The sequence below is a fragment of the Actinomadura sp. 7K534 genome (genome assembly GCF_004348575.1).
GTDB classification, from domain to species: Bacteria; Actinomycetota; Actinomycetes; order Streptosporangiales; family Streptosporangiaceae; genus Spirillospora; species Spirillospora livida.
In genome coordinates this window covers 39,030-49,628 of the sequence record NZ_SMKB01000029.1, presented here as the reverse complement: position 1 = coordinate 49,628, position 10,599 = coordinate 39,030, and the positions used below count along the sequence as shown (strand labels likewise).

Sequence of the window (10,599 nt, the reverse complement as noted above, 5' to 3'; positions counted from 1 at the left end):
GGCGACGTCGTCCTGGTCGTCGACTCCAACACCGCGAGCCTGCTGGACTACCACCGGCGCCCGCACCGCAAGGCCGGCAACGGCAAGCCGGGGCAGGGCGGTCACCGGACCGGCGGGGACGGCGCCGGGCGCCCCGGCGGCGGTGCCGGACGAGGAGCGGCGCTCCTTCACCCGCACGGGGTCGGCGACGTCGATGCCGAAGTCGAGCAGTTCGATCAGGCCGGTGCCGTGCCGGTGGAACGACTCGTACACCAGGTCGGAGGGCCGCCGGACGCCCTGGACGTCGCGCAGCGCGGTGACCATCACGTCGGCCAGCCTGGAGAAGTCCCCCTCGGTGACCGCAAGCATCCCGCCGGGCGTGCCGAACTCCGGCAGCTCCGTCCACCAGTTGCGCGGTGCGGGGTCGGCGGGCGGGCGCCAGCCCGCCTCGCTCATGACCTCCTCGTCGGCCAGCGTGAGCAGCAGCGGCCCTTCGAGGAAGTTGTTGCTGACGGCCTCGGCGTAGAGCCGGTCGGGTTCGCGCATCGCCTGGACGTAGTGGCGGCTCTCATCGCGCTCGCGCACGATGAGGATGGTGTCCCGTTCGAGCCCGGCCAGCTCACGTCCCAGCCGCCGGGCGAACTCGGACCACTCCAACAAGATCACTCCCTACGACCGGGGGCCGGTCCCCGTGCCCCCCGCGAGACCACGCCCGAGACCCGATGATTGTCGCCGGGGACGCCGCGCGCAAACCAGGAGTTCACTCGGGCGGAGGTTCGTGACGTAGGACACGCAGTGCTTCGCGGAGGCCCTCCGGATCGTCCCCGCGAAGGTCGAGGACGTCCATGAGCCGGTGCAGGATCTCATGCCGCTCGTAGCCGACGTCAAGGAGCGCCTGGGCGGTCTCCCACAGCTGGGGAGGCTCCCCGTTCCACAGTCGCTCTGTGAGGCGTTCGTGGGCCTCGATGTGCTCTTCGCCGGCGCCCGGATGCTCGAACTCCAGGATGACGCGGCGGTCGTCGGGGTCGGCCGGATCCAGGGTCGACAGGTCGATCACTCCGTGCCGCCCGGACCGCCGGTGGGTCCCCGACAGGAACGGCAGGGCGAACGCCCGCCGGGGCAGTGCCTCCAGGTCACCGTCGGGGAGCAGGCGGTCGACGAGGGCGCGGTCGAGGCCGAAGGCGGACGGGTCGCGGTAGGCCTCGGCGAACTTCGCGGTGGCGTCCCAGAGGGCGTCCAGCGTCGCCCTGATGCCCTCTTCGGGGAGCCCCGTGCGCTTGCCCGCCCACCGGATCCACGCGCCCAGGACGTGAGGGACCGCTTCCTGTTCCGCCGGGGACAGCAGAACCTTTCTCGGCAGCCAGTCGAGGAGGAACATCTCGCTCTTGACGGGACTGACGCGGAGCGGCCGTCCGAAGTCGTGGGCGCAGCCGTAGTCGATGATGAGGTCGGCGCACCGGCTGGCGGCCGAGCGGTCCGACAGTCCTTCTGCCTCGTCCGAGGCGAGGAACCGCGCGGCGATCGTCGCGCGCCTGTCCGGTCCGTACACCGGCGGCTGGGGGAGGCGCCCGCCGGGCGGCAGGATGTCCACCCGCGCCCGGACGAAGGCGTGATAGGTGCCGAAGTTCTCGTTCACCGGCGGATCATCGGTTCCGTCAGTGAGATCCAGGGCGCTCCACAGCAGCGCCTTGGTGTCGCGCGGGTCGAGCTGCTCGAACCTCATCAGCGGGTTGTCGCGCCCTTCGCGGCGGCAGTGGTCGAGGAGCTTGTCGACCCGGGACGAGACCCACGCGTCCCTGACCATCCCGCTCGCCGGCGGACGTCCGGTTCCGGCAGGGGCGAACGCGTCGCCCTTCGGCTGGACGGCACCCGCCTTGTTGCGATCGACCAGGACGACCAGGGCGTGCCTGTCGGTTCCGCCGTAGCTGTAGGTGCAGATGACGGAGTCCTGGTCGCCGAAGACGTCCCTGGACACGTAGCAGCCCTCCGGGGCGACCATCCCCACATGGTCGGCCCATCCCGGCCTGGCCACGCCGCGCTCCATCAGCTCCAGTGCCGCGCGCTCGGCCTTGGCCGCCTGCCTGGGGGTGCCCATGTAGGCCATGCCCGTGAGCAAAGCCAGCGCGGCCGGAGTCCCGGCCGCGCACGCGTAGTCGACGAGGGCCTCGCCGATGACCTCCTCGACGTCCCCGTCCGGTAAGCGATGCCCCCACCAGGAGCCGAGGATCTCGCTGACGATGAGCTCGGCGTCCAGGGGGCTGCGCACCGCCAGCAGCTCGCGGGCATGCCGCAGCATGCCGTCGAAAATCGTCGAGACCTCGTCCGGGGGCGTCGATCCGTCCCGGCCCGGGTCCCCGGAGGAGCGGTGGCGGCTGCGGGGACTCACCCTCCTAGCCTCTCAGATCCTGCGAGGCCGGTGGCCAGGACGCCGAAGTCCGGAACCTGTCAGCCGTCGCCTCCTTCCGCCGGGGCGCGCCCGGACGGCGGCTCCGACTTCAGGATTCCGGTGAGCTGCTCACGCGCCATCCGCTCGACTCTGGCGGGCGTGGCATCGAGCCCCAGGTGCGCCATGCACGCTTGGACGTCGGCCACGCACCGGTGTACCGCGTCCCGGGGGAAAGTCGTGAACTCGTCGCTGAGCCGCTGTGTGAGTGCGTCGCGGGTCTCGCGCCGGTGATCGGCCAGTGCAGGCATCTGCGCACACCTCCGCGCACGGGGTTCCGGCGGACGGGGACGCCGCCGGCCGAGACGGGAGCGTGTACGGGCCGACCCATCTCGTCCCGTCTCGATTCCCCATTCCAGCGCTTTTGCCGGGAGAGTCAAGACATACCGGGAGGTCGTTTGGCAAATTCTGGACCGCCCCCTGGAGAGGGCTCGTCCGAATCCCCGTCCACCCTTCCGACCTGCGAACTTGGCACATCGCCAGACGATTTGCGGACGGCCTCCGCCCAGTCCGCGTGGTGGCGGGCCGCCCAGTCGGGGTCAACGCGTCCGGTCAGCATCCCCTGCAACGCGCCCCGGTCCCGGAACGCCTGCCACAGGTGCCCCGCCGTCACCACGGCGATGGCGAGGAAGAGCCAGTCGTGGACGAACGTCGCGCCCGTCCGCCACCTGTCTCCCCAAGGGCCGGGGAAGGTCATGATCTCGCCCGTGCCGAGCATGACGAGGATCGCGCCCGCGGTGAACGCGGCGTTCAGCTTCTGGCCCGCGTTGAACTTGCCCACGGGAAAGATTCCACGCCCGTACCGCACGACCCTGCGGTCGCCGCTCCTCAGCCACTGCCAGTCGTGCGGCGTGAACCTGTTGAACCGCCGGAGGTCCGCCCTGAAGGCGCGCGACATCAGACCGAGCACGATCGGCGCGGGCAGCGAGAACCCGAACCACACGTGGAGGGTCTTGACCAGCTCCCGATGCCCCACCAGCGTCGACAGCGTCGGCAGGTACAACAACGCCGCGGTCACCAGGCAGACGAGCATCCACAGCGCGGTCACGTGGTGGATCAGGCGCTCGGCCCCGGTGAACCGCTCCAGCAGGACCCGACCGTCCGAAACGGCGCTGTGCCTACGCGGGTCAGGTGGGGGCAGGTCAGGTGGGGGCAGGTCAGGTGGGGACATCGTCACGCCCGTTCGACTTCCCGACCCACGCGTGCTGGTCGTATCCCAGGCCCTCCCAGTAGCCGGGGATGAGCTCCTCGGTCAGCTTGATGCCCTTGAGCCACTTCAGCGACTTGTAGCCGTACATGGGCGCCACGTAGAGCCGCGTGGGCCCACCGTGATCGTGCGTGACCGGCTTGCCTTCCATCTGCGTTGCGACAAGGACGTCCCGGCGGCGCGCCTGTTCCAGCGTCAGCGACTCGGTGTAGACGCCGTCGAAGGACGTGAACTGCACGGCACGGGCCTTCGGCGACACTCCGACCGCGTCGAGCAGATCGGCCAGCACGACCCCGACCCACTCCACGTCAGGAACGCGCCAGCCCGTCACGCACTGGAAGTCCCGCTCCAGCACCGTTTGCGGGAACCGTGCCAGGTCGGCCATGCCGAACGCCTGGGGCTTGTCGACGAGACCGCCGACGGTCACGCGGTGCGTGGCGGCGCTGCGCCGCTTCACCCTCCCGGTCACGGAGTAGTAGCGGAATCCGCCGGCGGCGGGCAGGACATCACCGATCGGCCCCACCGGCGCCAAGGCGCGACTCACGCCGTCCTGGACGGACGCTCCCACGGCGACCCCCGCCGCGCCGAGGCCGAGCATCCCGAGCACCACCCGCCGTCCGACGGGACTGCCTTCTGTTCGGTCCTCCTCGTTCACGCCTTTCATTCGAACACCGCGGCCTGCGCCTCGCCAGGTTTCCGTCATTCCCGTAAGACTTCGGACAGATCTGGGCCGGCCCTAAGCTGGGCGCATGGCCACGAAGGTTCAACTCGCCCAGCGTCCGGAAGCCGACGACCTGCTCGGACGCAGCCCGCTGGCCGTGCTGGTCGGCATGCTCCTGGACCAGCAGGTCCCCATGGAATGGGCGTTCTCCGGTCCGTACACCATCGCCCAGCGGCTCGGTTCCGACGACCTGGACGCGCACGAGATAGCCGCCCGCGATCCGGAACGGTTCGCGGCACTGCTGTCGGAGAAGCCCGCCGTCCACCGCTACCCGGGTTCGATGGCCAAGCGCATCCAGCAGCTGTGCCAGTTCCTAGTAGAGAACTACGACGGGAACGCAGAGAAGATCTGGCTGGACGCAGACAGCGGCAAGGATCTGTTCAAGCGCCTCCACGCCCTCCCCGGCTTCGGCAAGCAGAAGGCACAGATCTTCCTGGCCCTCCTGGGCAAGCAGTACGGAGTCCGTCCTGAGGGCTGGCGCGAGGCCGCCGGGGCGTACGGCGAAGAAGGCTCCCACCGCTCCGTGGCCGATATAACCGGCCCCGAGTCCCTGGCCAAGGTCCGGGCCTTTAAGGCAGAGCAAAAGGGAACCAAATCGTCCAAGTAGCCTCACCCCGGACCGAGACGGTGGCATAACGGCGGTTTCGGCACCGCTCCAGTGAGCCGGCGCCCGCCAACACTCCCGAACACCCTCGGGTTGACGCCCTGTCGTGTGCGGGAGCCGTAACATCTCCTACTCGCCGTCTCCGGCGGGCCGTCTTCGCGCCCTCCGGCACGGTGTCCGAAACCGACGCGTTCGTCTGGGACCGAAGGGAACGAGGATGTTCAGCAGGGGTTCCGTACTCGGCGAACCATCGGGATGATGAGTACCTGACTTCGACCGGTGTTGTGATGGAGGCGGGAGCGCTAGCCTGCTCCCATTCACTCATAGTGATGAAAACTTGCCGCGCGGTACGGGACCCTCTGGGGCGGAGGTGTTGTCCATGAGCACCGAGACGTCCGTTCCCCATCCTCGGGTCTCTGGGGTGGAGGGGCGGCCCATGGATGCGTCGGACGCCGCGCTGTACGCGACATTGCTGACGGAGGCCCCGGGCGGGCTCGCGTTCTTCGACCGTGAGCTGCGCTGCCGCCGCGCCAACGACGCACTGGCCGAGCTCCTGGGGGTTCCGGTGCGCGATCTGCAGGAGCGCAGGCCGTCCGAGGCGCTGCCCGGGGCGTTGGCGACGGCGTTCGAGACGGCCCTCCGCAAGGTGATCGCCGAGGACCGCTCGCTGAACGACTCCGATCTGGTCGTTCCGGCCGCCCAGGACGCGGCGCCCGAGGAGGCCACGGGCGTGGCCCCAGAGGGCGATGAGCGGATTCTGGCCTGCACGTGGCTGCCGGCCAAGGACGCCGACGGTGAGCCCGTCGGCGTCGTCCTGACCGCGCAGGACGTCACGGAGCGCCGCAGGGCCGAGGAGGTCATCCGCCGCAAGGAGCAGCGTTACCGCTCGCTCGTGGAGGCCAGCGCCCAGGTCGTGTGGGTCGCCGCCCCGGCGGGCGGCGTGATCGACGACGCGCCCGAATGGCGCGCGATCACCGGGCAGGCGCCGGACGACTACGCGGAGGGCGGCTGGCTGGCGGTGGTCCATCCCGAGGACCGGCCGCGGATCGAGGCCGCGTGGCGCGACTGCGTCCAGGAGAACCGGGTCTTCGAGACCAACTACCGGATCCGCACCAAGAGCGGAACCTTCCGGCACTTCGACGTGCGGGCCGTGCCCATCTGGCAGGGCGACGCGGTGATCGAATGGGTCGGCGCCAACACCGACGTCACCGGCCAGCGCGAGGCCGAGGAGATGCGCGGCCGGCTGACCGAGCAGCTGTCGGCGGCGGCGCTGCGCACGGCGCGCCTCCAGCAGGCCACCTCGATGCTGGCCGAGGCCCTGACCGTGTCCCAGGTCGTCCAGGTCATCACCGAGGTGGGGCGGTCGGCCATCGGCGCCGACTACTCCGCCGTGGCGCTGCTGGACGACGACAAGCTCCGCCTCAGCGTGGTGGCGCCGTCCCAGCAGGGCGCGGACGGCGAGACCGGTCCCGTCTCCCGGGACGAGATCAAGGTCAGTGACCAAACCGTGATGTCGGTCGCGGTGCGTGAGAGCCGGCCGTTCCTGGCCGAGCATCCCGACAGCCTGCGCCTGCAGCTCGGCCACGGCGAGAAGGACCTGTTCGCCCAGCACACCGAAGAGCGTGCCTGGGTTGGCCTGCCGCTACTGGCGGCCGGCGCTCCCATCGGCGCGCTCCGTTTCTCGTTCACCCGCCCTAGGGAGATCACCGAAGAGGAACGGGTCTTCCTGGAAGCGCTCGCCGGGCAGTGCGCCCTGGCGGTCGAACGGGCGCTGCTGCTCGAGCGCGAGCACCGGACCGCGGAGGAACTCCAGCGCAGCCTCCTGCCGAGCGACCTTCCGCAGCTGCCGGGCATGGTGCTGGCGGCCCGCTACAACCCGGCTACGCGGCACGTCCAGGTCGGCGGTGACTGGTACGACGTGTTCCGGCTGCCCGACGACAGGCTCGCCGTGGCCGCTGGGGACGTCATGGGCAAGGGCGTCCTCGCGGCGGCCGGAATGGGCCGCGTCCGCAACGCCCTGCGCGCCCTCGCGCTGAACGATCCGCGCCCCGCCGCGGTCCTGGCCGGCCTGGACCGGCTGTTCAGCGCCACCGAGGACGAGGAGCAGTTCACCACGGTCGCGTACGCGGTCATCGACCCGGAGACCGGGCAGGGGGCGTTCAGCAACGCAGGGCACCCGCCACCCCTCCTGATCTCGCCGGACACGCCCGCGCGCGTCAGCACGGTCGAGCCGGGGACGCCCCTCGGCTGGCCGAGCCAGCGACAGCAGACAAGTTTTTCCATCGAGACCGGCAACACTGTGGTGTTCTATTCCGATGGACTTGTGGAGAACCGTAGGCGTGGGGTGGACGCCGGGCTGGAGGAGCTCGTCGCCGTCGCGGCGGACGCCCCACCTGAAGTGGTAGGAGATCCCGAGAGACTCGTCGACTTCCTGGTCGATCGGATGCTTGCCGGCTACGAGCAGGTAGACGATGTGACCGTGCTTGCCCTGCACGTCCCGCCAGAACCCGTGTGAAGGCCGCCGGCCGCGTGAAGACGGCCCGGCACGTACGAAGGACCATCCCGCGCCCTCTAAGGTGGAGAGTTACGGGGTAGGACTTCACAGGCGGAATGCGCAGCAGTGCCAGAATGCTTGACCCAGCGAGAGCGGGTACGCTGCGGTCCCGCACCGGGAGGTCCGCTCTGTGTGTGGTCCCACCCAGTGTGAGGCCGGGCCCGTCAGGGCACTTGGGTCAACCAAGCCACACGTTCGTTCGAGAGGTATTTGTGTCGCCTGCTAGCTCGACCTCGAAAGCGTCAGATCTGCACGATCACGTCATCGCGCAACTGATCGAGCGTGGACGGTCCCAGGGTTACCTCGAAGCCGACGACGTACGCCGTACGTTCGAGGAGGCCGACATCCCCGTGTCGAAGGCCTCCAGCATTCTGCGGAGCCTCAGCAAGGAGGGTGTGACCGTCATGGTGAGCGCTGCCGACTCCGCGGCGCCCAAGCGTCCGCGCAAGCGCGGGACGCCGCCGGCGCGCAGGCCCAGGACCGCTGCGGCGGCCAAGGAGCAGCCCGACACGGTGACCGCCGTCGTCGGCGACGACGCGGCCCCTTCCGCGGCTCCCGAGGTCGTCCCGGAGGAGGCCGCCGCCGCGCCGCGCCCGGCCGCCAAGCCCGCCGCGCCGAAGAAGGCCGCGCCCGCCAAGAGCGCCAAGGCCAAGAAGGCCGCGCCCGCGAAGAAGGCCGCGGGCCCGGCGGCGCCGGTCAAGCCCGTCAAGTCCGTCAAGAAGGCGGCCGACGACCCCGAGGTCGAGGACGAGGTCGACGTCGAGCTCGACGAGGACCTGGCGGTCCTCGACGTCGAGCTCGAGGACGCCGCGGCCCCCGAGGTCGAGGAGGCGCCCGAGGCCGAGGAGGAGGCCCCGGCCGCGCCCGCGGCCAAGGCCGTCCCCGCCGGCAAGCAGGCCGCCGAGGGCACCCCGACCTCCGAGGAGGAGGGCTTCACCCTCGGCGACGACGACGAGGACGCGCCCGCGCAGCAGATCGCCGCGGCCGGCGCCACCGCCGACCCCGTCAAGGACTACCTCAAGCAGATCGGCAAGGTCCCGCTGCTGAACGCCGAGCAGGAGGTGGAGCTCGCCAAGCGCATCGAGGCGGGCCTCTTCGCCGAGGAGCGGCTCGCCGCCGACGGCCCCGCGATGTCCCCCGAGGACACCGAGGACTTCGAGTGGATCGCCGAGGACGGCCGCCGCGCCAAGAACCACCTGCTGGAGGCCAACCTCCGGCTGGTCGTCTCGCTGGCCAAGCGCTACACCGGGCGCGGGATGCTGTTCCTGGACCTGATCCAGGAGGGCAACCTGGGCCTGATCCGCGCGGTCGAGAAGTTCGACTACACCAAGGGCTACAAGTTCTCCACGTACGCCACCTGGTGGATCCGGCAGGCGATCACCCGCGCGATGGCAGACCAGGCCCGCACCATCCGCATCCCGGTGCACATGGTCGAGGTCATCAACAAGCTGGCGCGCGTGCAGCGGCAGATGCTCCAGGACCTGGGCCGCGAGCCCACCCCGGAGGAGCTGGCCAAGGAACTCGACATGACCCCGGAGAAGGTCGTCGAGGTCCAGAAGTACGGCCGCGAGCCGATCTCGCTGCACACCCCGCTGGGCGAGGACGGCGACAGCGAGTTCGGCGACCTCATCGAGGACTCCGAGGCCATCGTCCCGGCGGACGCGGTCAGCTTCACCCTCCTCCAGGAGCAGCTCCACTCCGTCCTGGACACGCTCAGCGAGCGTGAGGCGGGCGTGGTATCGATGCGGTTCGGTCTCACCGACGGCCAGCCGAAGACGCTGGACGAGATCGGCAAGGTCTACGGGGTGACGCGCGAGCGCATCCGCCAGATCGAGTCCAAGACCATGTCGAAGCTGCGTCACCCGTCCCGGTCCCAGGTGCTGCGCGACTACCTCGACTGACCGGAGTCTTAGCGGGGGGCCTCGTCCCGGACCGGGACGGGGCCCTTACCGTGTCCGCGGACACTCTCCTACCGGCGCGTCCCCCGTGCGCCGGTCGCCGCCGTGTAACGGCCTTTTAACATCGCGGTAGCGTGCGCCGTCTTGCGTCTTCCTATTGTCACGCCATGGGATTGACAGAGCTCGACCGGGCCCCTGGACGTTCGGTGGAGCAGAGCGGGGTGGGGGCCTCCTTGGTCCGTGCACGTCAGCTGCGGGTGCTGGGCGGCCACCCGTGGCGTGATCCTCATCTGGACTGGGCGGTCGACGCCGTCCGGGACCGCCGCCTGCGCGTCGGAGCGCACGCGCTCGCCGTGAGCCGCGTCGACCCGGAGGTGCGGTCGGTCCGTGTCGAGGCGTTGTCGAGGGCCGCGGTGGGCTTCAGCCGGGACGTCGAGGCGCTCGTCGCCGAGGATCCGACCAATCCCGACCTCTGGCTGTGGCTCGGCCGGACGAGGGTGGAGGAGGCGTGGCGGATCCGTCCGGAGGCGCGTGCGCGGGCCGTGCAGGCGAAGAGTTACACCACGTACACGAAGTCGATGCAGTCCGCTCGCGAACCGCTGATGCGGGCGGCGTCGTTGTGGCCGGACGACCCCGTCCCGTGGGAGGCGATGCTCTGGTACGCGCTGGGCCTCGGCCTCGACCGGGAGGAGAAGGACGCGCTGTGGCTGCAGGCGAGCGGGCGGTGCCCCACCCTTTACGGGGCGCATGTGGCGCGGGTGGTGAGCCTGTCCCCCCAGTGGGGAGGCATGACGGACGAGATGTTCGGCTTCGCCCGAACGGCCGCGGGCATGGCCCCCCGTGAGGACCCCAGGGCCGCGCTGATCCCGCTCGCCTACTTCGAGTACTTCGTGCAGGAGCGTTCGGGCGTGATCCGAGGCGCGTCCTCGTGGTTCTCCCCGGAGGAGCGCCGGGAGGTGGAGGCCGCCGCACGTGGCTGGTTCGAAGGGCACCGTCTCCATCCCCGGACGATCGAGGCGCACAACCTCTTCGGTGCCGCGTTCCATCTCGCCGACGCGCGGCGTCTGGCACGGCAGCATCTGCTCCGGACGTGGGGGCGGCCGAGCAGCCTTCCCTGGACGTACCTGGGAGGCGACGAGGTGAACCAGTTCGTCAAGGCATGCCGGCACCTGAACGTCGGCACGGCCTGAGTT

At 70.3% G+C, this 10,599-nt stretch carries 8 protein-coding genes and 1 pseudogene; 4 read left to right on the top strand and 5 right to left on the bottom strand.

The genetic code is table 11. The features are described 5' to 3' along the window. From E1266_RS09170 to E1266_RS09150, 5 genes and pseudogenes are all read right to left on the bottom strand, one after another. Nucleotides 1-639, bottom strand: a pseudogene (locus E1266_RS09170) (SseB family protein); the annotation flags it as partial. 100 nt (nucleotides 640-739) lie between these two features. Then, nucleotides 740-2,275: a hypothetical protein gene (locus E1266_RS09165; RefSeq protein ID WP_165965996.1), complete on the bottom strand. Its 1,536-nt coding sequence runs from the start codon at nucleotides 2,273-2,275 to the stop codon at nucleotides 740-742. A 149-nt stretch (nucleotides 2,276-2,424) separates the two neighbouring features. Then, nucleotides 2,425-2,673, bottom strand: coding sequence for a hypothetical protein (locus E1266_RS09160; RefSeq protein ID WP_132045765.1), 249 nt, complete (start codon nucleotides 2,671-2,673; stop codon nucleotides 2,425-2,427). 125 nt (nucleotides 2,674-2,798) lie between these two features. After that, nucleotides 2,799-3,593 carry a cytochrome b/b6 domain-containing protein gene (locus tag E1266_RS09155; protein WP_132045763.1) on the bottom strand — a complete coding sequence of 265 codons (795 nt, stop codon included), beginning with the start codon at nucleotides 3,591-3,593 and terminating at the stop codon, nucleotides 2,799-2,801. Next, the gene (locus E1266_RS09150; protein ID WP_207945511.1) at nucleotides 3,580-4,284 is read right to left on the bottom strand and encodes a molybdopterin-dependent oxidoreductase; all 705 of its coding nucleotides are present in this window, start codon (nucleotides 4,282-4,284) and stop codon (nucleotides 3,580-3,582) included. Before E1266_RS09150 ends, E1266_RS09155 begins: the two co-directional genes overlap by 14 nt. 94 nt (nucleotides 4,285-4,378) lie before the next feature. Between E1266_RS09150 and E1266_RS09145 the strand changes: the two genes are divergently transcribed. From E1266_RS09145 to E1266_RS09130, 4 genes are all read left to right on the top strand, one after another. Then, nucleotides 4,379-4,957 (top strand): HhH-GPD-type base excision DNA repair protein, encoded by a 579-nt coding sequence (locus E1266_RS09145; RefSeq protein WP_132045760.1) that lies wholly within the window; start codon nucleotides 4,379-4,381, stop codon nucleotides 4,955-4,957. Nucleotides 4,958-5,333: 376 nt separating this feature from the next. Continuing rightward, the gene (locus E1266_RS09140; RefSeq protein WP_132045758.1) at nucleotides 5,334-7,469 is read left to right on the top strand and encodes a SpoIIE family protein phosphatase; all 2,136 of its coding nucleotides are present in this window, start codon (nucleotides 5,334-5,336) and stop codon (nucleotides 7,467-7,469) included. Between the two features lie 251 nt (nucleotides 7,470-7,720). Next, entirely contained in the window at nucleotides 7,721-9,409 is a 1,689-nt protein-coding gene (locus E1266_RS09135; protein ID WP_132045757.1) for an RNA polymerase sigma factor, read from the top strand. A gap of 164 nt (nucleotides 9,410-9,573) precedes the next feature. Beyond that, nucleotides 9,574-10,596 (top strand): hypothetical protein, encoded by a 1,023-nt coding sequence (locus E1266_RS09130; protein WP_132045755.1) that lies wholly within the window; start codon nucleotides 9,574-9,576, stop codon nucleotides 10,594-10,596. Nucleotides 10,597-10,599 lie beyond the last annotated feature (3 nt).